This is a genomic window from Hyphomicrobium sp. B1, assembly GCF_049532635.1.
Lineage (GTDB): Bacteria > Pseudomonadota > Alphaproteobacteria > Rhizobiales > Hyphomicrobiaceae > Hyphomicrobium_B.
On sequence record NZ_CP134871.1, the window covers coordinates 564,398 to 590,169 of the forward strand.

Consider the following 25,772-nt stretch of genomic DNA (forward strand, 5'->3'; position numbering starts at 1 on the left):
TTTTTAAAATGCGACGGCCCGCATGTTATGGGAGCGATCGTGAATGGCGCGCTCCAAGCGGTTGCCGGCAGCCTTCGTCGTCAGAATCTGGTTGACGCGTTCGGCGATCTGTACGGCGGCTTCGCTCGGCGGCAAGCCGCCAGCATAGATGTTCGAGATCACCGTGTATTCGTAGCGCACATCCGGGTTGCCGCTGAACTGCGCTGCCGCTTTCTTCGCATCATCGTCGAGACGATACGCGATATAAGCCGACATGCTGCGCGAAGCGAGCGCGTCGCCGCCCGGTCGCTCCCCGATGAGATTGATCACGAGCTTCGGCTGCAACGCATCACCCAGCGCTTCGGCGAGCTTCACGCGGCCATACGGCGCGAGGATTGGCTTGCCGGCTGAAATGCTCTGCTCCTTCAAGCCGTCAAGCAACGCGGGCAGCAGGTCCGGAATGTTGTGATGCACGGCTTCCGCGCTCAATCCGTCCGACACGATGATCTGCACGTCGACGCTTTCCGGCGCCAACTCGGCTAAAATCTCATCCGCCGGTTTTGCACCCCGATCCGGATGACTCAAATGCACTTCCTTGCTCTCAGCCGATGTCTTCACGCGCCGGAAGTCAATGCCGGCAAGGCGTTCCGGCGTGACCTCGGCATAGATCGCTTCGCGCGCAGCCGCGAGATTAGCTTTGATCGCGCGCGATACCTGCTCGCTCGGCCGCGGACCGGCGCTCTCGAAGCCGTAAGCCGCCGGCAGGTTCTTGCGCAGCCGCTCGAACTCTTCCTCCGAGCAAAAGATCTTCGGATTGCCCCAGTTCGGCCCGCGCTCGATCTCGCCGTCTTCGTTACGCACGAAGATGCCGCGCGAAATCGTCCACTCGAGAAACTCGGGCGCAGGCGTCAGGTCGTGCACCTCGCGCATCGTCTGGTCGTCGTGCCCGCACGTATCGAAATAGGCGAGCATGCGATCGATCGAGAGATAGACGTCCATAAAATAGTTGGCGCCCGCAGCCGTCAGCAACTCGGCTGCGATCTGCTGACCTTCCATCGTGATCTCGGAATGCAGCGTATAGCAGGGCGCCATGCCCATCGGCAGGCCGAGCAGCTTGCCCATGAAATGATCCTGCAGGTTCGATACGATCATCTCGAAGTTCGAGCGGTGTGTTTCCGGCCCGATGAAGCCCGTCACGTTGTTGACCATGAACGGATCCCAGCGGCGCGCCAGCCCATAGCAGAGCGCTTCCGTCGTCGTCATGTCGATGTCGTTGTGTTTGCCGTAGGTCAGCTCGCTGCCCTGACCGGTCTCGAAATACATGAATTGATCGGCTTCGCCCGCGAGCGGCCCATGCTTCGCCATCGTCGTATAGGCTTGGTCGAGCACGTCGGCCGTGCAGTCGAACTCTTCGATGAGCGTGCGATCCGTGCCGGCCAGCGACTGGAACATGATCTCGACCGGCGCGCCGCTTTCAAGGCACGCGAGCTGCGTCTTGACGTGGGAGAGCACGCAGATCTGCGTCGGCGCACCCGTTTCGCGGCGCAGCTTATCGAGATGCTTCAGCGCCTTCGTGATATTCTCGACCGTGTCGATTGCCGGATTGAGCCCGAGCAGCGCATCCCCCGAGCCCATCGACAGGCCCGTATAGACCAGCGCCGACATGGCATCGAGATCGTCGGTCGGGTGGTTGGGTTGCAGACGCGACGACAATGTGCCGGGCGCGCCGACGAGCGTCCTCGCCTTGCCGGACCGCTTCAATTTCTTCGCCGCATAGACAAGCTCATGCACGTCCATGAGTTTGGCGATGGCCGCTGCCATGACGCCTGTCAGCGCCCCGCCGATGCGCTTGGCTTCTGCCGACTTCGCGCGCAGCAGTAGGTTCTTGATCTCGCCGAGCGTCTTCGGCGCCAGCTCCGCGAAGGTCGCAAGATCGATATCGTAGTTGATCCGCATAACTGAATCGACCTGGCCTTCGTCGTCGGTCAGCGGCCGGTCGTAAAGGTGTTGCAGCGTGAGACCTGAAAGGATCGTCCGCGCGGCTTCGCGCTCGACGTCGTCCTTCGCTGCCAGTCCGCAATTGCGATCGCCCGCTTTGTCGAAGTCGGCCGCGCCGAGCAGCGCCTTCAGACCGCGAAAGCTATAGGTCTTGTCGAAAAGCGAAAGCTGATAAAGCTCGTCCGGCTGCGGCTCCGGAACGTCGATCTGCCGCCAAGGCTTTAGCTCGATCCTCGGTTCGCCCATGTCACCGCCCTCATTGCTCTCATCTGGCCGGTTCGGAACGCGCGACGCTCTCGCCGCTAAAGGCGTCCTCAACGCATGTACGGCCGACTGAGCACATCATAAACGAAGTTCGTGAGGCGCAAGTCAAGTTCCTATTAGTCAAATCTGGCAACTGCCGGAAAAGACGTCTGGATGCCTATTGGGGCAGCGAAGAACAGGACACACCCTGTCATCCTTGGGAGGAGCCGAGGACGAGAGCGCCACTACTGGCGCAGTGCCGCCGCGCGCCGGGCAACTTCCGTCGGGCTCACCTCACCCGCGTCGACCAGGGCGTTGAAGCAGCGTTCCGATAGCCGCCTGCCGACCGAGCGCATGCACTGGCGAACCTCGGGGCTGTCCGAAGCGAACTGGCTGCAATAGGCATAGTAATCACGCGAGCAGGCCAGCTTGACGTGCAGGCTGACCGCTTCAGCGCCGGTCGCCCAGACAGAAGCAACTGCGAAAAATCCAACCGCAAACGATGCACATGGACGCAAACGGACAACTCCGCTTAGCTTCGACATTTCAGCACCCTGGTGTGGCATGAGGTGTTAACAGCCTGACAATAAACCCTTTAACAAAGGTTAATAGCAGTTTGCGATTTGTTTAAAGATGGTCCGATGTCTAGCAAACGCCAGCCTGACGTCGTGACATCTGAACATCGCTTATCTGACGGCGCGATCAAGATTGACGGCCTGATCGAGACCTTTGGCCTGAGCAATGCCGATCGCCCCAACGAAATTGGCGCCGTCGAGATCGGCGCGCGTAAAGTCGGCACCCGAGATATCCGCACCTGAGAAATCCGCTCGCGACAGGTCCGCTTCGGTGAAGTCCGTGCCTTTGAGATTGGCGCCGTTGAACCGGGCGAACCAAAGTACGGCTCGCGTCATCTTCGCGTCTTCGAGACGCGCCCCAGAGAAATCGCAATACTTGAGAATGTTGCGATACGTCGTGGCAAGCGTTCCCTCACCCGGCCGGCCCTCAAGCGGATAGAAGTTGGCGTGAAAAAGGTTTGCGCCGCGAAAGTCGGCGCCGGACAATTCCGCCTGAACATGAACGTCTGTCAGATTGGCCCCGGTGAAATGGGGCGCATCTTGAGTGTTTGCTGAAAGATCCGTGTAAATTGTCGGCCTGAGAATTGTCGCGCCAGTCAAGTCGGCACCCGAGAGGTCGGCACGGATCAGCACCGACCGGTCCAGACGCGTATGTGACAGATCGGCTCCTTTCAGATTAGCACCGGTGAAATCCGTGCCATAGAAATCCGAATGCGCCAGGTTCGCGCCTTTGAAATTAAGTTCCGACAGATCAAGGTAAACGAGAAACTTACCTGAGAGATCGGGCCGGACGCCCGGCTTGGCTTGAAAAAGCAGAGTCGTGATGGCTCGGGCGTTCATTTCCGGCTTTTCCGGAACCGGACCGATCGGCTGTTCAGCCCACGCCACCATCGGGCCGCAGATCACAGCCAGAAAAGACAACGCGGCAAGAATTCGACCCATGCTCAAATTTTCCAAGCGCAATCCATATACGGATCATGCATGAGTCCGGATGACCCGAGGATATCATTTTCGTCGCGCCTGGGTGGTGAAATCGTCACGTCACAACCTGTCACGCTACGTTATCTCGTTATGGCGTGAGCTGCCCATAAGCTTTTCGCGTGCGGTTGCGGCAGCCCGCGAATAGATCGAGCGCCGGATCATAAACGCGCGTCTTCACGTTCATGATCCCAAGGGCAGAATGAAAAAGATTGTCGTGACTGACTCGCTCGCTCGCGTGCGCCACCATGCAGGACTGATCGATGCCGCGCGATTCACGCAGCGTCGGTGACAGCCACACCACCATCGGCACGTGTATCTGCGCTTCAGGCGCCAGCGCATAAGGCATGCCGTGAAGGTACATACCGTGCTCGCCGAGGCTCTCGCCGTGGTCAGACACATAAAGCATTCCGGCATCGACGCCGCGGTTTTGCGCATCTGCGAGCACGCCGATAAGCCGCGCCAGAACGTGGTCTGTGTAGACGAGCGTATTGTCGTAAGCGTTGACGATCGTCTGCAGCTCGCACCGGCTGAACTGCGCGTCTTTGCAAGCCGGCGTGAACGTCTCGTATTGCGGCGGATAGCGCCGCCAGTACGCAGGACCGTGACTGCCCATCATGTGCAGCACGATGACCTCGTTGTGCTGCATCTTCTCGATGCGTTCCTTGAGACCATCGACGAGAATATCGTCGTAGTTTTCGGTGCTCGGAAAGAACGTCGGAACTTTGTGTCCGGTCAGAGTTTCGGTTTCAATGCGTGCGCAGACGCCCTTACAGCCCGCTTGATTTTCACGCCATAGCACATTCACGCCCGCTCGCTTCAAGACATCCAAAAGGTTCTGGCGCGTCTCCGCCTTTGCATTGGTGAAGCCGTCGTGGCCGTAGCCTGAAAACATGCACGGCACCGACTGGGCGGTATCGGTTCCGCACGAATAAGCATGCGGATAATTGATGAGGTCCGGCACCTTGGAGAGTTCCGGATTGGTTGGCCGCGCGTAACCGTTGAGCGCGAAATGATCTGCACGCGCAGTTTCCCCGACGACGATTACGAACAGCGACTTGCGCGCCGGATTCGACGCTGCCGCCTGATACGCATCTTCGCCGTAAGGTGCGGCCACCTTGACCTGCTTACGCCCTTCCCGCCGCCAATACGTCGTAACCGCCGAGATGTAGTTCAGCGGCGTCAGCGTCATCTTCAGTTCGCGATGCTCGCGGCCGAGCGAAAGAATATTGCCTAGGAACGGCAGAACCACCGCTACGCAGATGACCGAAGCCACCGTCGCGTATTTGAGTTTCGCCAGCGTTTCATCGCGCCACGACCGCTCCATCCACGGCACGAGCCAGAATAGAACGCCGGGCACAATCCCGAGAAATACGACGTACCCGATGAGCTTCCACGTGACGAGATCGCCCGACTCTCCCCTGTCCGTCTCAAGGATATTTCGCACCATATGCGCATCGATGAGGATGCCATACTCGCCCATAAAATACGCAGCCGCCGCAGTCACCGGCAGCAGAACGAGAACGAGCAAACGCAGCAATGGCTTCAGCGAAACGGCAAGCAGCACAAGATACGCGATGACAATAGTCGCGACACCAACCGCGCCGACAAACACCCAATCGCTGAACCGATGCGGCGCGACGAGGTTCAGAAATTTGTGCCAGAACGGCCGGTTCAGAACCAGCGCGACGTAGACGGCAACGATAAGCGCCAGAATTTCCGGCCGCCGAGGCTTAAACACTGTCTGCCCTGCTTCGGTTGTTTGTGCCGAGTTTCGCCGAGCCCCGGCCGGCGAGATGCGCTGCAATTCGTCAGCACACTCCCGGCATCAACATCACCGCTGAAGTTGCGTCAAGCAGCAGCCGGCTTCGACGATGCCGCAACAAGGCGTTCGAGCGTACCTTCGGTCGAACGATCGAGCCGTCCATCCACCCGGCGTGGCCTGAAATGCAATTGAAAAGCCTTGAGAACCTTTTCCGTATCTGCGTCCAGTACGCCACTGGCGTCGAGGCCATATCCGTAGGCGGCAAGATTTTTCTGTGCATTGAGAACACGCGGACCTTCGGCGCCAAGCTCCAGCCCCGGATCGTCGGCCCGAACGGGCAACGGCCGGACCCACAGCCCCAGACCTTCCCGCGCCATCAGAAGCCAGTTGAACTTCTCGCCCGGATCGATCTTCCGCCCTGGCGCCACATCCGAATGCGCCAGAATGTTTTCAGGCCGGATATGATTTCTGGCTACGATATCCTTGGAAAGCGCAATAACGGACCGCATCTGCGCTGCGGGAAAATCGGGATAGCCGTTCTGATGTCCAGGATTGTGGATCTCGATCCCGATCGAGTGCGAATTGATGTCCGTTTCGCCCTTCCAATTGGACACGCCCGCGTGCCACGCCCGGAGTTCTTCCGGCACGAGCTGCGTCACGACACCATGCTCGTCCACGACGTAATGGCAGGACACGCCGCTTTCCGGCCGCGACAGCCAGTCGATCGCTTTCGCAGCCGACCCCATGCCGGTGTAATGCAGAACGAGCAGCGACGGCTTTACGCCGCCGCGTCGCGGCTCCCGATTATGGGCCGTACAAACCGCATGCGTCAGCGGCGTATCCGGCTCGAAGGTCACGGAGTGGGTTCCAGCTCGCGCACCGCCCGCTGACCACGCTCTTCAAGAATGGCTTCGTAAGCCGCCGTGATCGCCGCCAGCCGCCGTTCGGCCCCGGCAAGAAACTCCGGCGGTACGCCCTTCGAAACGAGCGCATCGGGGTGGTGGCCTTTGACCAGTTCGCGATACCGCGCCTTAAGCTCGGCATCCGAAGCGAGCGGCGAAACGTGCAGCACCTCGTACGGGCTGTCGGCATCGAAGACGAAGCCGCGGCGCACGCAGCGGAACTCCCCTTTGCTCAAGCCGAAGATCTCGGCGACGCGCTCAAGGTACTTGTCTTCGCCGGGGTGCAAAACGCCGTCTGCGCTCGCGATATGGAAGAGGCTTTCAAGCACCGAGACCTTGATCTCGGGCTGGCCTTCGAGAATGTGCGCGATCTGCGAGGCGTACGTCTCGTATCCGGCCACATCCCGGCTCGCGAGTTCATAGAGCTTGCGTACGTGCGCGCACTCGCTTTCCGGCACCTGGAATTGGCGCTTGAACGCTTCCGCTTCAATCGGCAGCGAAACGCCGTCCGCCTTGCTCATCTTGGCCGCCAGCGCCACCACCGCGATCGTAAATGCAACGCGTGATTGTCCAGGCGTCTGCGCGCCGTCGAAGCCGAACGCCTCCTTGAGGTGTTCAAGCGCCGAGCGCAAGCCTCCACCATACGCAACAACTGCGTTTTTCAAAAATTGCCAGGCCATGATCGTCCGTGATTTTCGCCTCGAACAAGCCCGTCCGCCGTGACGGCCCTAGCGTTCAGCATAGCCGAGCCGGTACGGTAACTCCCCTAAAATATCAGCAACATGGGCGGAAAATGGGGAATTTCTGCTATGCAGACGGGGCGCGTCGCCACGCCCCGATCGTCAGGCCGCTGGCCCGTTTTCTGCACGCCGCGATTTAAGAAACGCCTCGAACGCGGCAGCGTCGGCCGCACGCCGCAACCCATCGAGATACTTGCGGAATTCCTCCGCCTCAGCCTCGAGCTTCCGCAAAGTCGCGCGCCGATAATCATCGAACGCCTCATTTCCGAAACGCGCCGGCCGTGTTGCCTCCGGCCTCTCCATCATGCGAGAGGCGCTGCCGCGCCGCCGCCTGCGGAACGCCTTCGTCAGAATCACCGCTGCAAACGCCAGGAAGAGAAAGCCGACGACATGAAACAGAACGAAAAACGGCAAGAAGATCAGATGGTGAAGATGAAACATCGAGTCCGCTCCGCGTGGTTGGGCACACCGAATGAAAAGCCGGAAAAGATGAAGCAGGGCGGCCACGACAGCCACCCTGCCTTATGTCATGGAAATCAAGTCGTGGGACTGGTACCGGGTTCCTGTCCAGGTTCCGGACGATCGCGCCTTTCAGCCATGAACTGGTCGAACTCGGACTTGTCCTTGGCCTGCCGTAAACGCTCCAGAAATTCCCGGAATTCGCGCTCTTCGTCTTCGAGCCGTTTCAGCGTTGCTTCGCGATAATCGTCGAAGGCCTTGTTACCGCTGGAATAACCGCCGCCTCTAGGTCCATGGCCGAAAGCGCCGAATTTCTCTTCCATTCGGCATCGCGCCCGCTCGAAACGTTCCGCCATCCGATTTTCCCAGCGTTCGCGACCCCGACCACCGTGCCATCCGCAGTTCATGCGTCCACTCCAAAGCATATAGGCCAGGATGACAGCCCCAACCGGCCAGAAGACGATGAACCCCAGAACCATCGCGGCAAGCCACGCGGGCCTGCCGAAGTCATCGAGTGTCTGCACCACTTGCGTCATTGCCACCCTCTCCTCATTCAGGATGTAAATGTATTTTACATTCACATACGTGGGACGGCAAGGGGTGAGTTCAAGGGCTGGCCGCAGCTATCAAGTAAAAAAAGGTTCGCGACAGGCTCACCGGCCGCCGCGCATCCGCTTCATCACTTCGATGGCGATCTCGTTCTTGAACGCATAGGGATCGACCGCGACCCCCAGGATCGTCTGGCAATGCGGGCAAACGTAGCTCGCCCCGCTGAAGGTATTGCCCGCCATATTGGTGATGCCGATCTGCTCGGCACGAACGTTGCCAACGACGTTTTGACATTTCGGGCATTTGCCGGGCATTGCGAACTCCTGAAGACGTTTTTAAAAATCGCATTCAAAAAATCAGACACGTCTGAGAAACGAGGATCAGACGACGGCGATTCAGCCGTTACCGAGTATGCGGATCATCGCGGGAGCGGCAATGATCCCAAGGGGGAAACCGCGCAGCTTTAAGCGGGCTATCAACCGCTGTTTGCTTTTCTAATGCCCAGCCCGTCGAGATAGATCAGGACGGCAGCATCAAGCAGGTCTTCGGGCGTCATCGGGATCGGCCGGCGCGCCTCGTCGCCACGGGCAAAGAGCGAGGCAATCCCGTGCGCCTCAGCCCAAATGTGAAGCGCCATCATCATCACCGGCGGCCGATTGGCCTCCGGCATCGTCGCGACCAGGGCCGCACATCCGTCCTTCAGCACATCAAACGCCCGCTCCCCTGCCACATGCAGATCAGGAAAAGCGGCGAACGAAAGACCTGATTCGAACATCGCCGAATATTGCGCCGGTTCCTGCCGCGCGAAATCGAGATACGCCTTGCCAACGCGCTCGAATGCCTTGAACGGATCAGGCGCACCGCCCGCCCAGGCTTGCCGCAGCTTCGCTTCGAACTGCTCGAACGCATGCCGCGCGACATCTGCCATCAGCGCGTCGCGGTCGCGATAATGCCGATAGGGTGCCGCGGGGCTCACGCCAGCCGCCCGCGCCGCTTCGGCAAACGTAAATCCGGACGGCCCCTTTGCCGCGATCAAATCAAGCGCCGCCTTCATCAAGGCTTCGCGCAAGTTGCCGTGGTGGTAGCCGCGCCGGTGGCCGCGCGGTGGCGGATCGTGATCCCAAGTCATGGGGCGCTTCTAGCGGATTTGCGCGCACTCTGCACGCGGACCCTACTTGCAGATATGCATCAACCCGTCGCGGCCGTGGTGCGCCAGGTCGAGATGAAAATGATTGCTGTGCAGACTGTTGTAGTTCGGACCGAGCACTGTCGTGAAATAAGCGCACGATCCGTCATGCACGACCCTCAGAAAGGCTTGTTCCGCCCGCGACCCATTCCAGCCGCGCTGGACGCTGATCGTCGTGCCGTCGGCGAGCGTGAAACCGCCGACGTCGATGGCATTCGCATAGGCATGCTCCGAGATCATCGCCCCTTCGACGTTGTTCATTGGCCGGCAGGAATAAGAGGCGAGCACTTTGATGCCGACAAGCTCCTGCCGGAATTGATAACGCGCCGCCGGTTCGACGACTTCCTTCACCCAGCGGTCGAGCTGCGGAATCATCGGACAGCGCAATGCCGCCGGCGGATTGAACGCGACCCGGCCGTTGTCCGCCGCCGACATCTCGAATGGTTCGACAGCGCCGCAAACGCTAGGACCACCCAGCGCCGAGCGCGCTCGCACGAATGCCGTCTGCCGCACCACGCCGGATGCCAAACAGGCGCGCTCTTCTGGTGTGCGCCACGGATCGTCTCGGACTTGAAAGCTCGGCCCTGTCGTTCCGCAGCCCCAAAGCAGACCGAGCCCTGAAATCATCAGGACGGCCGTGGGCACAAGAACTCGGATACGACGCGGAACCATGACGGCGAGTAAGCGGCGTTAACGTTAACGGCCGGTTAAGGAAGTGTGAGATCCACCCGGAAAACAGTTATATCGCTGGCTTTTCAGACGGATTTTGGCCGCCGGCTTGACGATGAAAAGACAGACTGCGGCGGTCCGGAGGCGGCGCCGTCATGTGGCAGTCAAGTCGCACAAAGTTGCAGCGCCAAAGTTATCCACAGTTAAAGCCGCGCCGACACACGCCTGAAATCGCCGCGTCATTGAGCAAGGCTATTTCGCAAGCGCTCCCGGAGGCGCTACCGGCCTCGAACTCGTATCGCGTGCGAGACCGGAATGAGTGCCGTCCCCGCGTCTTCGATCGGACTAGTACCGCGTACCGGTCCGAAGACGCACCATCGGGACAGATAAGCGCTTGCCGAAGCCACTCGCCTCGGCAGGAGCGTGTGCCCTGAGGACCTTCGAATCGGCCTAAGCGATCAATCCCCCGTGCCGGTCCGGTTCATCGGTCCCCAGGGCCACCGTTTCCCTCGAAAAATGCCAGCGCCTCGGACTTGAACGATCGGTCGCCGACGGCCCGATTGTGATCCTTGCCCGGAATTGTATAGGCCCTCGCACCGGAAATGAGCTTGGCAAGCTCCTCCGCCGATCCGCCAATGACGTCCTCGTCTCCCACGGCAACCAGTACCGGAACCGAGATTTCCCCGATCATCTCCGCCGTGATCGGCGCACGCGACGACCGTATGCACGCCGCCAGCGCCTGCAGATCGCTCTTCGTCTGCTCGGCAAAAGCGCGGAACGTTCGCGCCGTCGGGTTGGTCACGTCCGCGATGCTCGGCGCTTCGAGCGCCCGCGCGATGGGACCGGTCCCGGCCATTCCACGCACCATGTTGATGCCAAGTCCGCCGAACACGACGCGCGCCACCCGATCGGCATGCGTCAACGCCAGAAACGCTGAAATCCGCGCGCCCATCGAATATCCGATGACGTTCGCTGTCCTCACGCCGACATGGTCAAGCAACCGCCGCGCATCTTCCGCCATCAGCGGCGCACCATAATCGACAAGCTCGTAAAGCTTCTGACTTTGCCCATGACCGCGGTTATCAAGCGCGATGACGCGATATCCGGCGCGCGTCAGAAATGTCACCCAGCCGGTGTTGACCCAGTTGGTCTCAACGTTCGACGCAAAGCCATGGATGAGCAGAACCGGGGGTTTGTCGCCGCCGCCTCCGGTGTCGAGAAATGCGATGTCGACCCCGTCGCTGTCGAAATGGTCCATGCTGCCGCACTCAATTGCCCGAAAGTTTTTTATGTCCCCTACCATCCCCGCCGCCACGAGGATATGGTGCGGCCAAACATCTCCCATCGCGGAAGGATGAAGCATGGCCGGAGCCGTAATCCCGCACTTCGCCAACGACGTTGGCGCCGAGCGAATCTTTGTCGGCGTGAAAGAGTTCAACTGCATGGGCGCCCGGCCGCCTTTTGATCATCCACACGTCTACCTAGACATGGGACAGGACAATCAGATTCTGTGCCCCTACTGCTCGACGCTGTACATCTACGATCCGCGCCTGAAAGCGACCGAGAGCGATCCCAAAGATAGCCTCGTCGCAGACGCCGCTTGAACTCTAGACACGTTTCGGAATTCGCGTGACCGGCTCCCAACGCCCGAGCGCCCTGATCGCCGGTGGTGGCATTGGCGGCCTCGCGACCGCCCTCGCGCTCGCCCAGCGCGGCATCGACGTTCGCGTTTGTGAACGCCGCGCTGAATTTCCCGAAGAAGGCGCCGGCATCCAGATCGGCCCCAACGGCACGCGCATTCTGCAACAGCTCGGCGTCGCGGAATTTCTGGAAGACAAGGTCGCGAGCCCCGACACGCTCGTTGTCCATGATGGTGCGTCTGGCCGCGAGCTGACGCGCTTACCGCTCGGTTCGTGGCTTGCCAAGCGCCATGGTGCTCCATACTGGACCGCGCATCGCCGCGATTTGCATTCCGCGCTGCGAACGCGCGCCGAAAGCGAGCCGCGCATCACGCTATCGCGCGCGACTGAAATTACCTCTTGCCGTGACGAGCCGAATGGTATCGCCGCGGTCGATGCATTAGGCGAAGTGTTGAGCGCTTCGCTTCTCGTCGCGGCGGACGGGCTGTGGTCCACGCTCCGCCGCGGCATCGCAGGCGAATCGGCCGTTCCGACGCCCGTCGGCAAAACCGCCTTTCGCAGCGTCACGACAGCGGAAAACATGCCGCCCGAACTTGCGCGCAACGCCGTCCATATCTGGCTGTCGCCGGGCGCACACGCAGTGCATTATCCCGTCACCGGCGGACGCGACGTCGCCATCGTCGTCATCGCCGACGATCCGGCGTTGAGCGAAGACTGGGACGCACCTGCCGCCACCGACGCCGTCAAAGACAAAATGAAATCCTTCGCGCCGTCGCTTCGGTCGCTGGCGTATAGCACGCAGACTTGGCGGCAATGGTCGCTCTATCGTCTGCCACCCCTCACACATTGGACGTCGGGCCGCGCGGCACTCCTCGGCGATGCCGCGCATCCGATGCTGCCGTTTCTCGCGCAAGGCGCCGTCATGGCACTCGAAGACGCTGTCGCGCTGGCGTCGTCCATCGCGGCTTCGAACAGTGAACTCGAACATGCGCTTCAGAACTACGAACAAGCCCGCCGCCCGCGCGTTAGCAAAGTTGTCGAGGCTTCCATCCGCAACGGGCGCATCTATCATATGCATGGCCCAACAGCACTCGCCCGCAACGCGGTCATGAAACTGCGGCCGCCCGAGCGCGTCATGGCAGGCTTTGATTGGCTCTACGGCTGGACCTCGAAATCATGCTGAGCCGCCTGAAATCTTTTCTCGCGCGACGCGCCGATATCGTCACGCTCGGCGCTCAAGGCCTGATCATCGACGACGCCTCGCGCGTACTTCTCATTCGTCACGGCTATCGTCCCGGCTGGCACTTTCCTGGCGGCGGCATCGAGCATGGCGAAGACGTCGAAACCGCGCTCGCACGAGAGGTGCTGGAGGAAACCGGCATTACCATCACCGCACCGCCGCGTCTGATCGGCATCTATTCCCACTTCGATGATTACCCCGGCGATCACATCATTCTTTTTCTTATTCGTCATTGGCAGCGCGACGTCATGCCCGAAGCCAACGCCGAAATCGCCGAACAGCGTTTCTGCACCCTCGACGATCTGCCCGAACGGCTGTCGCCCGGCACGGAACGGCGGCTGAGGGAAGTTTTCGGCGGAACAGAACAATCACTCAAGTGGTAGTCCGTTCGGCCGCACTATCGCGTCAGCGCTATCAAGGCTAGAAGATCGTCCTTCGATCTACCCGGGGCGTCCTTTAAGCGAAATCCATGGCTTACCTCAGCGGCATCATCACGAGTTTTCTCGTTGCCTTTCCCGCCTTGTTCTCGATCGTCAATCCGCTCGGCGGCGCGCTGATCTACAGCCAGATCACGCTCGGTCGCCCGCATCCCGAACGTGTCTCATTGGCGTGGCGTGTCGCGACCTATGCTGCCATCGTCATGCTCGTCTCGCTGCTCGTCGGCGCAACGTTGATGAGCTTTTTCGGCGTCGGCATCGATGCTCTACGCGTCGCGGGTGGCACCGTCGTCGCTGTCTCCGGCTGGCGCATGCTCTACAATCCGCAAGAGACCGAAGACCGCAAGCAGGACCATGCGTCCGGCACCAACAGGGCCGCCGCATGGGGCAGCGACGTTGCGTTCTTTCCGTTGACCATGCCGTTCACCACGGGACCCGGCACGATCTCGGTTGCGATTGCGTTGAGCGCCAACCGGCCACGCGAAGCCGCCGAGCTGCTGCCGTTCTTCGCCGGCACCTGCGGGGCAGCTATCGCCGTCGCGCTGACAGTGGGCGCCTGCTATGCCTACGCCGACCGCCTTGTCTCACTGCTTGGCCCAGGCCGCGCCCGCATCCTGACGCGGCTCTCAGCGTTTCTGCTGCTCTGCATCGGCGTGCAAATTCTGATGACCGGCATCCAGGGCGCTCTGCAGGCGACCCTCACCTCAGTTCATTGAGGAACGTCAGCCGGCCTGCCGCGCCATCTCGGCGACGCGCTCGGCGGCTTCCTGCATCGTCGCGCCTCGGAGCAGCAATCCGAACCACGCGAAAAGCTCGCGCGAGTTGGCATTGTCCGCGACCCGCCACTCGGGATGCCATTGCACCGCGAGGATTCGCTCACCCGTCTTCGGCCGAATGCCCTCGACGACGCCATCAGGGCTCGTCGCCTCGACGGCGAGCTTGCTGCCGAGATCGCGGATGCCCTGAAAGTGGACCGAATTGACGGTGATCGACGGCGCGCCCATCACGCGTTCCAGCACGCCCTCTGGCGCTAGATCAACAGGATGCTCAAACGCGAACATATCCGCAAACGCCACGTCGGGCGCCGCATGATGAACCTGCTCGCGTCCGGCGGCACCGAGGTCCGGCCTGAGCGTCGCGCCATAGGCAACCGCGACTTCCTGAAAGCCGCGGCAGATGCCGAGCACCGGCCGGTTCTGCTCCGCCGATTCAGCGATCAGCCGGAACGACATCGCATCGCGGCCGGGATCGAACGGCCCTTCACCTGCATCAGCGCTGCCATAGAGCTTCGGCGCGACGTTCGACGGGCTTCCTGTCAGCATGACGCCGTCCAGACGACTAAGGATCGAAGTCGCATCCATGATGTCCGGCAGCGACGGCACCAGCACGAGATCCGCCTCCATAAAAGGCGCGACCTTGAGATACCGCTCGGCAACGCCCTGAAACGGATCATCCGGATTGCGCTGGCAGCAAATGACACCGACGAGAGGGCGCTTGGACATGGAATGAACCTTGAAGAATGGCGCGATGTGCCGCCCATATGGCATCGCGGAGCGTCGGCGGCAATGGACGGCGAAATATCTTGATCCGCGTCAAGACCAAATAAAACCAATTCATCGGCTATATTCCATATCGCTTCGACGACACCTATGGTGACGCGGAATTAGGAGTGCCGATCAGGAGCGCAACGTGTCGAGCGGTTTGAAATTCGACTGGGAAGACCCTCTTCTTTTGGAAGATCAGCTATCGGAAGACGAGAAGCTGATCCGCGACACGGCCCGCGCGTTCGCCCAAGATAAGCTGCAGCCACACGTCATCGAAACCTACGCTGAGGAAAAGAGCGATCCCGGCATCTTCCACGAGATGGGCGCGCTCGGTCTGCTCGGCCCGACGCTTCCCGCAGACTACGGCGGCTCAGATTCGAACTACGTCTCCTACGGACTGATTGCGCGCGAGGTCGAGCGCGTTGATTCCGGCTACCGTTCGATGATGAGCGTGCAGTCCTCGCTCGTCATGCATCCGATCTATGGCTATGGCAGCGAGGCGCAGCGCACAAAATATCTGCCCAAACTCGCCAGCGGCGAATGGATCGGCTGCTTCGGGCTGACCGAACCCGACGCCGGTTCCGATCCCGGCGGCATGCGCACGCGCGCGGAGAAGATCGACGGCGGTTACCGCCTCTCAGGCGCGAAGATGTGGATCACCAACGCGCCGATCGCCGACGTCTTTGTCGTCTGGGCAAAATCTCAGGCGCACGGCGACAAGATCAAAGGCTTCGTCCTCGAAAAAGGCATGAAAGGCCTGTCCGCGCCGAAGATCGCCGGCAAGCTATCGCTGCGCACCTCCATCACCGGCGAGATCGTCATGGACGGCGTCGAAGTCTCCGACGAGGCGCTGCTGCCGAACGCGGAAGGCTTGGCCGGCCCGTTCGGCTGCTTGAACCGTGCCCGCTACGGCATCGCCTGGGGCGTGCTTGGCGCCGCCGAGTTCTGCTTCCACGCGGCACGGCAATACACGCTCGACCGCAAGCAGTTTAACCGCCCGCTCGCGGCGACGCAGCTCGTCCAGAAGAAGCTCGCCGACATGGAGACCGAAATCACGCTCGGCCTGCAGGCGGCGCTGCGCGTCGGCCGCTTGCTCGACGATGGCAAGTTTGCGCCCGAAATGATCTCGCTGATCAAGCGCAACAACTGCGGCAAGGCCCTGGACATCGCCCGCATGGCCCGCGACATGCACGGCGGCAACGGCATTTCGGAAGAGTTCCAGGTCATGCGTCACATGCTGAACCTCGAAACGGTCAACACGTACGAAGGCACGCACGACATTCACGCTCTGATCCTCGGTCGCGCCATCACCGGACTGCAGGCCTTCGCATGACGACGTCTGAAAGTCCGAAACCGCTCGCGGGCCTACGCGTGCTGGAACTTGCCCGCGTGCTCGCCGGCCCCTGGGCCGGACAGACGCTTGCCGACCTCGGGGCCTCCGTCATCAAGGTCGAACGGCCCGACGGTGGCGACGATACCCGAGCCTGGGGGCCGCCCTTCATCGCCGATGACGATGGTCCCGGATCGGCGGCCTACTTCCACGCGACGAACCGCGGCAAGCGATCAATCGCGCTCGACTACGATAGCCCCGAAGGCCGTGAAGCGGCGGTCGCGCTCGCCAAACAGGCCGACGTCATCATCGAGAACTTCAAGGTCGGCGGCCTTGCCAAATACGATCTCGACTATCCGGCGATCAAAGCCATCAACCCCGGCGTCGTCTATTGCTCGATCACCGGCTTCGGCCAGACCGGGCCGTATGCCCCGCGCGCAGGATATGACTTCATCGTCCAGGGCATGGGCGGCATCATGGATCTGACCGGCGCGCCGGACGGCGAGCCTCAGAAGATCGGCGTGGCATTTGCCGACATCTTCACCGGCATCTACGGCACCATCGGCATCCTTGCGGCCCTTAACCGCCGCAATGCGACAGGCGAAGGCGCACACGTCGACATGGCGCTGCTCGATACGCAAGTCTCAGTACTGGCCAACCAGGCCATGAACTATCTGGCGTCCGGAACGCCGCCGCGCCGCCTCGGCAATGCGCACCCCAACATCGTGCCTTATCAGGTGTTCGAAACGGCCGATGGGCCGATCATCATCGCCGCCGGCAACGACGGCCAGTTCACGCGCGTCTGCGATCTGCTCGGACTCAAAAGCCTCGCTGCCGACGAGCGCTTCAAGACCAATGCCCGCCGCGTCACCAACCGTGCCGAGCTGATCCCGCTTATCGCCGTTGAAATTGCAAAACGGACCGCAAGCGACCTGCTTGCGGCTCTGGAAGCCGTCGGCGTTCCGGCCGGTCCGGTCAACCGGCTCGACCAGGTCTTTGCCGACCCTCATGTTGTTGCGCGTGGACTACGCCAAGATCTTCATCGGCCCGGCGCGCCCCCTGTGCCCACCGTCCGCAGCCCCATCGTGATCGACGGAAAGGCGTGCTTCTCCACAATCGCAAGTCCGACACTCGGCGAGCATACCGATGTCATTATCGAGCGGCTCCGAACGAAGAACGATCCGTGGAGTGAGGAATAGGCGTTCAGCTCTTAGAGCGTAGCCGAGTGCTTGTCGTGAATGTCGTTGAACACGACTTGCGGCCCCGTAATGTCGGCATAGCTTTCTGCCGGAAGCGGCTTGCCGAAGAGGTAGCCCTGAATTTCGTCACAACCGATAAGGCGCAACATCGCCAGCTGTTCCTGAGACTCAACGCCTTCGGCCACCACACACAGCCCCATCGCGCGCCCAAGCCCGATGACCGAATTGACGATCGCGGCCGCGTCTGAATTGTTGATCATGTCTCTAACGAAGCTGCGATCGACCTTGATGCGGTCGAACGGAAATGCCCTCAGCGTGCTGAGCGATGAATACCCGGTGCCGAAATCGTCCATCGCAACGCTGACGCCCAACCGCTTCAAGCGGCGCAAGATCGATGAAGCGGCGGCGAGATCCTGAATGAAGAGGCTTTCCGTCACCTCGATTTCGAGACGAGAGGGTTCAAGCCCCGTCTCGGCCAGCACATCGGTCACGAGTTGCACGAAATCGCTGCGCATGATCTGTGCCGCAGACACGTTTATCGCAACCCGAAACTTTTCACGCCATTGCGCCGCTTCCCGACAGGCTTCTCGTAATACAAATTCGCCTATCTCATGAATGGCGCCATTGGCCTCCGCGACCGGGATGAAACGATCCGGCGAGATCAGACCTGCGTCAGGATGCGCCCAGCGCACGAGAACCTCGAAAGCTGTGACCGATCCAGTTTTCGCATCGACCTGAGGTTGAAAGACAAGCGAGAGTTCCTGTCTCTCGACGGCAAGGCCTACATCGCGTTCAAGCGACCGACGTTGACGCCGCTCGTACTCCATTTGCGGCTCGAACAATGCAAAGCGCGCACCGTTCCGTTTGGCGCGCAACAACGCCATCTCGGCGCGTTCGAGCAATTCGTCCTGATCTTCGCCGTCCTGCGGAAAACTAGCCACGCCAGCGCGCACATCGATCATGAACTCTTCGCCGCGCTCGACCCGATAGCGTCCGCGCAGACCCGAAACGATGGCTTCGGCGAATTGCTTGGAATCGGAATCGTCTGACGCCTTGGTTTTCACGACGACGAACTCATCTCCACCCATCCGCACGATGAGATCACAATCCAATGCCACAGAGCGCAGCACCTGGGCGACCTTGATCAGCGCCATGTCGCCGACGACACGGCCGTGAAGATCGTTGATTGCGCGGAATTCAGAGATATCGATATGATACACGGCAACGGCGCGCCGCATCTCGCTCGCCCGCTGCAGAATAATGCCAAGCCTATTCTTGAGCGTGACGCGATTTCCAAGTCCGGTCAGTGGATCGAAGAACGCCAGATTATTGAGCCGCTTCCTAGCCTCGGAATTTTCGATGGCCATCGCGCAGAACTTGACGCATTCGCCCGCAATCTGACGTTCGAATAAATTGACGCCGCGCTTTTCCCGAAAATAGAAAGCGAAGGCACCAAGAACGCGTCCATCGGCAGCCTCAATCGGACACGACCAGCATGCCTGCAGATCGAAAGGCAAAGCATGCGATTTATAGGGCGCCCACAGCGGATCCTTCTCGATATCGCGAACCTCAACGGCGCGGCGCAAATAAATGGCAGTTCCGCAAGATCCGACAGTCGGCCCAACACGAACGCCCTCAATCTCTCTCGCATAGGAATCGGGAACGGAAGGACCGGCGATAAACGTCAGCCGCTCGTCGTCCACGCCTGATATCGAGCAGATGACGCCCGGCGCCAGCGCCTCGACGCCGAGACAGAAAGTTGTCAGGACATTTTCAAGCGAATCGCCCAGCGCAATTCCGACAAGAATTTCCTGCTGGAGAGCGTGCAGCCGCTCTCCAACATGTATTTGGTCCGGAACTCTTACCTGCCCGGTCATTGCCCGCCGGCTATCACTCGTTAAATGCGCGAACGCGCATAGAGAAAAACTGCTCGAATATCGTCCAATAGAAAATGCAGCGAAAGAGTTTAAGAAACTAAAACTGGGGCGCGAAACAAGAATGTCGTCCGAATAGTGAGCGATTATATAATAAGTTCTTCAATATGACCGCATCTGTAAAAATCGCATACTTGGACCGCGCACTGATCCGATCTGCCCGGAAACGGCGGTAAGCTGGAAATTAACCGTTGGCCCCACCACGCTGCCGTTCGGCGGTGCAAAAACGTCCTGCCGGAGACAGATCCGGCGCACAGGTAAGCGCATGGCCGCCCTTGAGCACAAAGCTAGGAGGTGGGCAGCGTTCACCACCGTCAGTATCTTGCCCGATCCCGTACCTTAATTGCCATTTTGTCAGTCGACGAACCGCCAAATTCGTGGCTTGGATCCGCCTAGTCGCAATATTGCCAAACTAACTCCGTGTCTCTGACCACAGCGTGCGTTTGAAAGGCAACGATTGAAACCTAACTGCCATCCAAAGTTGCCTTCCACCGACGAAGGGCTTGGCCCTGCGACAAAGTTGAAATAACCGTCGGGCCGCCGATATAAGCCCTCGCAACATCCAATCATCCAACCCTCATCTGGTCTCTGAACAACATGCCTTTCACGCTCGACCGTCGACACGTTTTAGCCGGCGCTCTCACGACCACGGTTGCGGGATGGACGACCTCGGCCAGAAGCGACACACCTGTCGGTGCAGCCAACCTTGGCGCGCCGCAGCCGTTTTCCTTCGATGCCCTGAAGCAGCAGGCGAAGACGCTCTCGAAATCGCCGTACGTTCCGCCGCCGCAGCCCGACAAGTCCGATCCCTTGCGCGACATGACGTTCGATACGTTCGCTCAGGCCGTGTTCAAACCTGACATGGAGCTTTGGCATGGCGTCCCGGGCGCCCAGACCGTGCGATTGTTTCCGCAGGGCCGCTTCTACGCCGAGCCCGTTCGCATCTACGTGCTCGAAAACGGCTCGGCGCGGGAAGTTGTCTATAGTCCCGACTATTTCGATATGCCGGCCGATCATCCGCTGCGCAAACTGAAGAACGCCGGTTTCGCGGGGTTCCGCCTGATGAGCCGCGGCGGCGTCAGCGATTGGCTCGCCTATCTCGGCGCGTCCTACTTCCGTTCCTCCGATCCAAACGATCAATACGGCGGCTCGGCGCGCGGACTTGCCATCAACACCGGCAAACCGGAGGAATTCCCCCGCTTCACGAGCTTCTGGCTCGAACAGAACGGCAGCGGCATGACGATCTATGCGCTGCTCGAAAGCCAGAGCGTGACGGGTGCCTATCGCATGGACAGTCGACGGATCGAAGGCGGCCAAGGCGGCGCGCTGCAGGACATCGAGTGCGAACTCTATTTCCGCGCCCCTGTTGACATGCTCGGCATCGCACCGCTCACCGGCATGTTCTGGTATGGCGAAAACTCCGGTTTTACACGCGGCGACTGGCGGCCTGAAGTCCACGACTGCGATGGACTGTCGATGTGGACCGGCCGCGGCGAACGCATCTGGCGCCCACTCTCCAATCCGCCGCGCATCGTGACGAACAGCTTCGTCGACGAAAATCCGAAGGGCTTCGGATTGATCCAGCGCGACCGCAATTTCGAAAACTACCAGGACGACAGCTTGTTCTACGATCGGCGGCCGAGCATGTGGGTTGAACCCCTGTCGGGCTGGGGCAAAGGCTCCGTCAACCTCGTCCAGCTGCCGACGACCAACGAAACCGAAGACAACATGGTCGCCTTCTGGACGCCGGCGGAGCCCGTGGTTGCCGGCTCGGTCATCAACTCGCGCTATCGCTTGTTCTGGGGCATCGATTCCCCGCCGGTCGGTGATGTCGCGCGTATCGTGGCGACCCGGATCGGAATAGGTGGTCTCGGCGGCCGCGACCTTGACCTGCGCCATATCAAGCGAAATGCCAAGAAATTCATGATCGATGTCGAAGGCAAGACGCTTGACGATGAGACTCGCTATGGCGGCACCAAAACCGTGGTGACGACGAGCCACGGCACGCTGAGCGGCATCGAGGCCTTCCCTGTTGTCGGCACCAACCGCTGGCGCATGATGTTCGACCTTAGTGACCTGAACGGCCAGCCTGCGGATCTCCGCGCCTATCTTGCGAAGGACGGCGAAGCCCTGAGCGAAACCTGGATCTATCAGGCCTTCCCCTAAGCGAGGTCTCCGGCCAGCGATTAGTGTTGTAGCAGCCGCACAGCCCAAAGCTGTGCGGTGCAATCCATTTTTGACCTGGCGCAGATCGCCGGGAGGCGTCTTGCGCCGTGATTTTGCTGCGACAGAGCGCCTTTTTGAGGCACACTCCTGCCCAATCCCTGAGCGCTAAAATGCTGAAAACGCTTTGGATATACCGTTTACGCATAACGGTTATTCCGCCACCAAGCGTTGCAGAAAAAGCCCATTTCGCAGATGCAAAAGAATTGCCGGGGCGGCGATTGATGGAAAAGGTGCGATGGGCAAACCCGAATTCATTGGCAAGAAGTCGAAAGCCGCTGGCGGCTGGGGCGCACTGAAAAGCTGCGGGAAAAAACTTCTCGCAAGCGGCGCGCCGCTGTCCGGCGCCGTCACGATGCTGAAGGCCAACCAGCCCGACGGTTTCGATTGCCCGGGTTGCGCATGGGGCGATCCTGAGCACGGCTCATCGTTTGAGTTCTGCGAGAACGGCGTCAAGGCCGTGGCCTGGGAATCGACGGACAAGCGCGTCCATCCCGACTTCTTCAAAAGCCACACCGTCACCGAGCTTCGCACCTGGACCGACTACGAAGTCGAACGCGCCGGCCGCCTGACCAACCCGATGCGTTACGACCGCGCAACCGACCGCTACGTTCAAGTCACCTGGGACGAGGCTTTCTCGGAAATTGGTCAGGTCCTGCGGAGCCTCGACAGTCCCGACCGCGCCGAGTTCTACACCTCCGGTCGCGCATCCAACGAAGCCGCCTATATTTATCAGCTCTTCGTCCGCCTCTACGGCACGAACAATTTCCCCGATTGCTCCAACATGTGCCACGAGGCGAGTGGCGTAGCGCTTGAGCAAGCCGTCGGCATCGGCAAGGGCTCCGTTCTGCTTGAAGACTTCGAGAAGGCCGACGCGATCTTCGTCATTGGGCAAAACCCCGGCACCAATCACCCGCGCATGCTGGGTGATCTCCGTCGTGCCGCGCTACGCGGCGCCAAGATCGCGGTCTTCAATCCGGTCCGCGAAAAAGGCCTTGAGCGCTTCGCCGACCCACAAGACAAGCTCGAAATGATCACCGGCGGCAGCACTGCGATCGCCAATGAATATTATCAGGTCCGTCTCGGCGGCGACATGGCCGCCATCCGCGGTATCGCCAAAGCCGTGTTGGCAGCCGATGACGCCGCAATTGCCGCCGGGCACGCCTCGCTTCTCGATCGCGCATTTCTGAAGCAGCACACAACCAGCTTCGACGCCTATCGCGCCGCCGTCGATGCGACGACGTGGGAACATATCGAAGATCAGTCCGGCATGTCGCGCGAGCAGCTCGAAGGCCTGGCGAAAATCTATATCGAATCCAATCGCACGATCTGCACATGGGCGATGGGTGTCACCCAGCACCGCCACTCGGTGCAGACGATCCGCGAGATTGCAAATTTCCTGTTCCTTCGCGGCAATGTCGGTCGCCCCGGCACCGGCCTTTGCCCTGTGCGCGGCCACTCTAATGTGCAGGGCGACCGCACGGTCGGCATCAACGAAAAGCCGTCGAAGGCTTTCCTTGACGCGATGGAAAAAGAATTCCGCGTGCCGATGCCCCGCAATCCCGGCCATAACGTTCTGGCCGCCATCGGCGCGATGCTCGACGGCACGGCGCAAGCGTTCATCGGCCTCGGCGGCAACTTCGCCCGCGCGACGCCTGACAGCCCGTTGATCGCCAAAGCGCTGATGAACCAGAAGCTGACAGTCAATATCGCAACCAAGCTCAATCATGGCCACCTGCTGCCGGGCGAAGTGAGCTATGTGCTCCCTTGCCTCGGCCGCACCGAGATCGACCGCAACTCCGATGGCGTCGCGCAGATCGTGACGGTCGAAGATTCGATGAGCATGGTGCATGGCTCGGGCGGCATCAACAAACCGGCTTCGCCAGAGCTGAAGTCTGAAATCGCCATCATTGCGGGTATCGCCGAAGCGACCGTCGGCTCCGAGATCGTCGACTGGAAAGGCCTCGCCCACCATTACGATCGCATCCGCGATCTGATCGCGCGAACCATTCCTGGCTTCCACGACTTCAACACGCGCGTTCGCAAGCCACGCGGCTTCCGCCTGCCGAACGGCCCAGCCGAACGCATCTGGAATACGCACTCGGGCAAGGCGACGTTCTCGGACTGCGAGCTTCCCGTAAAGACCGAGCATCAGCGCGCGCTCGGCGAGCACGGGACGTTCGTGCTTCAGACGTTCCGCTCTCACGACCAATATAACACCACGGTGTACGGCCTCGATGACCGCTATCGCGGCATCTACGGTGAGCGCCGCGTCGTATTCGTCAACCCGGACGACCTCGCCGAGATCGGCGCCAATGCCGGTGATCGCGTCGATATCATCGGCCTGCACGACGATGGCGTCGAACGCATCGCCGAAAGCTTCCGAGTCGTGCCCTATCAGCTGCCGCGCGGCTCCGTCGCCGGGTACTATCCGGAATTGAACGTGCTCGTACCGATTTCAACGGCGGGTGAACTCAGCGATACACCGACGTCAAAATCGGTTCTCGTGACCTTCCGGCTGTCCGAGCAAGCTCAGGCCGCATGAGCTCTGCGCCTGAAAGCGAACTCACCGAAGACGATTTTCTCGAGGCCGTCTCTGCCATCCGCTTTATCGCGCCCGATCTTTCACCGATTGGCGCGGCGATGCTGGCTGCAATTCATTTCGGCATCGCCAACGACAGTCGCGCCTTTTCACTGAAGCTCGGCGTCGAGCATGCTCTGACGCTTCGCGAAGTCACGGCACTATCGAGCCCCGAGCTTGGACTTTTGAATATCGTCAGTCGTAGTGAGCGCACACAACGCACGCACTTTGCGTTGACTGACAAAAGCAATCAGCTCATTGCGCGCGCATTCGCTTCAAATTGAACGAATGCCGCGCCGATATCGCTCGCGACAATGTGATGATCTCTGAAACGCACTTTCTCTCACACTGCGGAAATGCACGCATTCTTGCGATGAACACCGACCAATCGGCATATGCTCTCCAGCAATGCGTATAGAGCTGATGGCTTCAGTGTCTTCGATCTGACGTGAGCATGTGCTACGGTGTTGCGTGTGGGGGAAGAAAGTTCGGGAGTGAACCGATGGACTCTTCTCGCGCGTACCTGCCAGACGCACTCGATCGCATGACGATCGTCCTCCAACGCGCCGCCAAAGAGCTCAATCTCGCTGGCTTACCGTCTTCAGAAAAAGAGCGACTGGCTGTCTGCATTCTCTCAGTCGGCAACACATATACCGACGTCAATCGCCTGCTCGAAAAATCGGTCCGCATTTATCTTCGCGCGCGCACGGCGAGCATCACGCAGCGACGTCAGCCTGCTGAAGTGACGGCATTCTTCTAATCTTGTGTCGGCGCCAAACTCGGAATCACGTCGTTATCGGCATCCGTTTGCGTTACGACGCCGTTTCGTTCCGACAAACTCTTGTCGTTGTCGATGCTGTAGCCGACCGCAAACAGCATCCCGAGCACAAAAACGGCCAATAGCCAAGGGAACGGGCCGTGCTCCGTTACACCGTCTAAGCTGCGTTGCGTTGATCGAGGCGTTCGGACCATACGTCCTCCGGAACGTTTCTTTCGTTTTCTCCGAACCCGCCATCATCGTCGAAGTTCCACGCTTTCAATATTTGCCACGCAGCTCCAGAGCGCTCCAAATCACCACGGTCGAGCGAATTGGATTATTTCGGACTGAGCCGGGCTCAGTGCCCGCTCCACGGCATGATCGGAACCGTCGAAATGGCGTTGTACGGCGAGCCATCGACCAACCGGTCGCTGATCGCGACGTAAACCAGCGTGTTGCGCTTTTTGTCGATAGCTCGGTAAACGTGCGTGTGCTTGAAGAACAGTGACGTGCTTTCCGAATAGACTTTCTCTTCGTCGGCGAGCTTCGCAATGTCGACGGTGATCGGGCCGACTTGGCGGCAAGCGATAGAAAATCTCGACGGATCTTCAGCGATTCCGAACGTGCCCTTGAGACCGCCCGTCCTAGCCTGACTGATGTGGCAGGCCACGCCAGGAACTTTAGGATCGTCAAAAGCGCTGATGCAGACTTTGTCGTTGGCGCCGATCAGCCGGAACGTCGTGCTGATGCAGGCGATGTCATCCGCCCTGGCGCCCGGAGCGTTGGCCATCCAAAGCCCGAGAGCTGCCGCCAACCAAGTATATCGCATCGAATATCTCCATTC

At 60.3% G+C, this 25,772-nt stretch carries 25 protein-coding genes; 10 read left to right on the forward strand and 15 right to left on the reverse strand.

Going from position 1 to position 25,772, the window contains the following annotated elements; translation table 11 throughout:
• Window positions 1–3: 3 nt before the first annotated feature.
• The 12 genes from eutB to RLW55_RS02815 all read right to left on the reverse strand — a co-directional run bounded on the left by eutB (window position 4) and on the right by RLW55_RS02815 (window position 11,301).
• Window positions 4–2,223, reverse strand: a complete 2,220-nt coding sequence (gene eutB, locus RLW55_RS02760; protein WP_423415494.1) for an ethanolamine ammonia-lyase subunit EutB — start codon at window positions 2,221–2,223, stop codon at window positions 4–6.
• 242 nt (window positions 2,224–2,465) lie between these two features.
• Entirely contained in the window at window positions 2,466–2,765 is a 300-nt protein-coding gene (locus tag RLW55_RS02765) for a hypothetical protein (RefSeq protein ID WP_423415495.1), read from the reverse strand.
• A gap of 141 nt (window positions 2,766–2,906) precedes the next feature.
• On the reverse strand, window positions 2,907–3,737 hold the full coding sequence (locus tag RLW55_RS02770) for a pentapeptide repeat-containing protein (protein WP_409561948.1): 831 nt from the start codon (window positions 3,735–3,737) through the stop codon (window positions 2,907–2,909).
• 127 nt (window positions 3,738–3,864) lie between these two features.
• Entirely contained in the window at window positions 3,865–5,514 is a 1,650-nt protein-coding gene (locus RLW55_RS02775; protein ID WP_423415496.1) for a phosphoethanolamine transferase, read from the reverse strand.
• A gap of 110 nt (window positions 5,515–5,624) precedes the next feature.
• Entirely contained in the window at window positions 5,625–6,395 is a 771-nt protein-coding gene (locus tag RLW55_RS02780; protein WP_423415497.1) for an N-acetylmuramoyl-L-alanine amidase, read from the reverse strand.
• Window positions 6,392–7,120, reverse strand: a complete 729-nt coding sequence (locus tag RLW55_RS02785; protein ID WP_409561945.1) for a TerB family tellurite resistance protein — start codon at window positions 7,118–7,120, stop codon at window positions 6,392–6,394. The genes RLW55_RS02780 and RLW55_RS02785 overlap by 4 nt, the downstream gene beginning before the upstream one ends.
• 162 nt (window positions 7,121–7,282) lie before the next feature.
• Window positions 7,283–7,621: a DUF2852 domain-containing protein gene (locus RLW55_RS02790; RefSeq protein ID WP_423415498.1), complete on the reverse strand. Its 339-nt coding sequence runs from the start codon at window positions 7,619–7,621 to the stop codon at window positions 7,283–7,285.
• A gap of 95 nt (window positions 7,622–7,716) precedes the next feature.
• Window positions 7,717–8,175 carry a DUF2852 domain-containing protein gene (locus RLW55_RS02795; RefSeq protein WP_409561943.1) on the reverse strand — a complete coding sequence of 153 codons (459 nt, stop codon included), beginning with the start codon at window positions 8,173–8,175 and terminating at the stop codon, window positions 7,717–7,719.
• A 117-nt stretch (window positions 8,176–8,292) separates the two neighbouring features.
• The gene (locus RLW55_RS02800) at window positions 8,293–8,502 is read right to left on the reverse strand and encodes a hypothetical protein (RefSeq protein ID WP_423415499.1); all 210 of its coding nucleotides are present in this window, start codon (window positions 8,500–8,502) and stop codon (window positions 8,293–8,295) included.
• Between the two features lie 161 nt (window positions 8,503–8,663).
• Window positions 8,664–9,317 (reverse strand): TetR/AcrR family transcriptional regulator, encoded by a 654-nt coding sequence (locus tag RLW55_RS02805; protein ID WP_423415500.1) that lies wholly within the window; start codon window positions 9,315–9,317, stop codon window positions 8,664–8,666.
• 42 nt (window positions 9,318–9,359) lie between these two features.
• A complete protein-coding gene (locus RLW55_RS02810; RefSeq protein ID WP_409561942.1) occupies window positions 9,360–10,019 on the reverse strand; it encodes an extensin family protein in 660 nt (219 codons plus the stop codon).
• A 505-nt stretch (window positions 10,020–10,524) separates the two neighbouring features.
• Window positions 10,525–11,301, reverse strand: coding sequence for an alpha/beta fold hydrolase (locus RLW55_RS02815; protein ID WP_409561941.1), 777 nt, complete (start codon window positions 11,299–11,301; stop codon window positions 10,525–10,527).
• Window positions 11,302–11,404: 103 nt separating this feature from the next.
• Between RLW55_RS02815 and RLW55_RS02820 the strand changes: the two genes are divergently transcribed.
• From RLW55_RS02820 to RLW55_RS02835, 4 genes are all read left to right on the forward strand, one after another.
• A complete protein-coding gene (locus RLW55_RS02820; protein WP_013945954.1) occupies window positions 11,405–11,647 on the forward strand; it encodes a zinc-finger domain-containing protein in 243 nt (80 codons plus the stop codon).
• Between the two features lie 25 nt (window positions 11,648–11,672).
• On the forward strand, window positions 11,673–12,866 hold the full coding sequence (locus RLW55_RS02825) for an FAD-dependent monooxygenase (RefSeq protein WP_423415501.1): 1,194 nt from the start codon (window positions 11,673–11,675) through the stop codon (window positions 12,864–12,866).
• On the forward strand, window positions 12,860–13,306 hold the full coding sequence (locus tag RLW55_RS02830; protein WP_423415502.1) for an NUDIX domain-containing protein: 447 nt from the start codon (window positions 12,860–12,862) through the stop codon (window positions 13,304–13,306). Before RLW55_RS02825 ends, RLW55_RS02830 begins: the two co-directional genes overlap by 7 nt.
• A gap of 86 nt (window positions 13,307–13,392) precedes the next feature.
• On the forward strand, window positions 13,393–14,076 hold the full coding sequence (locus tag RLW55_RS02835) for a MarC family protein (RefSeq protein ID WP_013945951.1): 684 nt from the start codon (window positions 13,393–13,395) through the stop codon (window positions 14,074–14,076).
• Window positions 14,077–14,082: 6 nt separating this feature from the next.
• On the opposite strand, the gene RLW55_RS02840 is transcribed toward RLW55_RS02835, so the two are convergent.
• Entirely contained in the window at window positions 14,083–14,862 is a 780-nt protein-coding gene (locus RLW55_RS02840) for a gamma-glutamyl-gamma-aminobutyrate hydrolase family protein (RefSeq protein ID WP_423415503.1), read from the reverse strand.
• A gap of 187 nt (window positions 14,863–15,049) precedes the next feature.
• Here RLW55_RS02840 and RLW55_RS02845 point away from each other — a divergent pair, with 187 nt between their 5' ends.
• Window positions 15,050–16,237, forward strand: coding sequence for an acyl-CoA dehydrogenase (locus RLW55_RS02845; protein ID WP_423415504.1), 1,188 nt, complete (start codon window positions 15,050–15,052; stop codon window positions 16,235–16,237).
• Entirely contained in the window at window positions 16,234–17,433 is a 1,200-nt protein-coding gene (locus RLW55_RS02850; protein ID WP_423415505.1) for a CaiB/BaiF CoA transferase family protein, read from the forward strand. The genes RLW55_RS02845 and RLW55_RS02850 overlap by 4 nt, the downstream gene beginning before the upstream one ends.
• A gap of 11 nt (window positions 17,434–17,444) precedes the next feature.
• Here the strand turns inward: RLW55_RS02850 and RLW55_RS02855 are convergent, their stop codons facing one another.
• Complete coding sequence (locus tag RLW55_RS02855) at window positions 17,445–19,310, reverse strand: bifunctional diguanylate cyclase/phosphodiesterase (protein ID WP_423415506.1); 1,866 nt, start codon at window positions 19,308–19,310, stop codon at window positions 17,445–17,447.
• Between the two features lie 654 nt (window positions 19,311–19,964).
• On the opposite strand from RLW55_RS02855, the gene RLW55_RS02860 reads away from it, so the two are divergent.
• From RLW55_RS02860 to RLW55_RS02875, 4 genes are all read left to right on the forward strand, one after another.
• Window positions 19,965–21,533: a glucan biosynthesis protein gene (locus RLW55_RS02860; RefSeq protein ID WP_013945944.1), complete on the forward strand. Its 1,569-nt coding sequence runs from the start codon at window positions 19,965–19,967 to the stop codon at window positions 21,531–21,533.
• A gap of 295 nt (window positions 21,534–21,828) precedes the next feature.
• Complete coding sequence (locus RLW55_RS02865) at window positions 21,829–24,135, forward strand: FdhF/YdeP family oxidoreductase (RefSeq protein ID WP_423415507.1); 2,307 nt, start codon at window positions 21,829–21,831, stop codon at window positions 24,133–24,135.
• Window positions 24,132–24,455: a hypothetical protein gene (locus RLW55_RS02870; RefSeq protein WP_414461557.1), complete on the forward strand. Its 324-nt coding sequence runs from the start codon at window positions 24,132–24,134 to the stop codon at window positions 24,453–24,455. Before RLW55_RS02865 ends, RLW55_RS02870 begins: the two co-directional genes overlap by 4 nt.
• A gap of 218 nt (window positions 24,456–24,673) precedes the next feature.
• Window positions 24,674–24,931 (forward strand): hypothetical protein, encoded by a 258-nt coding sequence (locus tag RLW55_RS02875; RefSeq protein ID WP_414461556.1) that lies wholly within the window; start codon window positions 24,674–24,676, stop codon window positions 24,929–24,931.
• Window positions 24,932–25,286: 355 nt separating this feature from the next.
• Here RLW55_RS02875 and RLW55_RS02880 read toward each other — a convergent pair whose 3' ends face one another.
• Window positions 25,287–25,757: a CreA family protein gene (locus RLW55_RS02880; protein ID WP_414461555.1), complete on the reverse strand. Its 471-nt coding sequence runs from the start codon at window positions 25,755–25,757 to the stop codon at window positions 25,287–25,289.
• Between the last annotated feature and the right edge of the window lie 15 nt (window positions 25,758–25,772).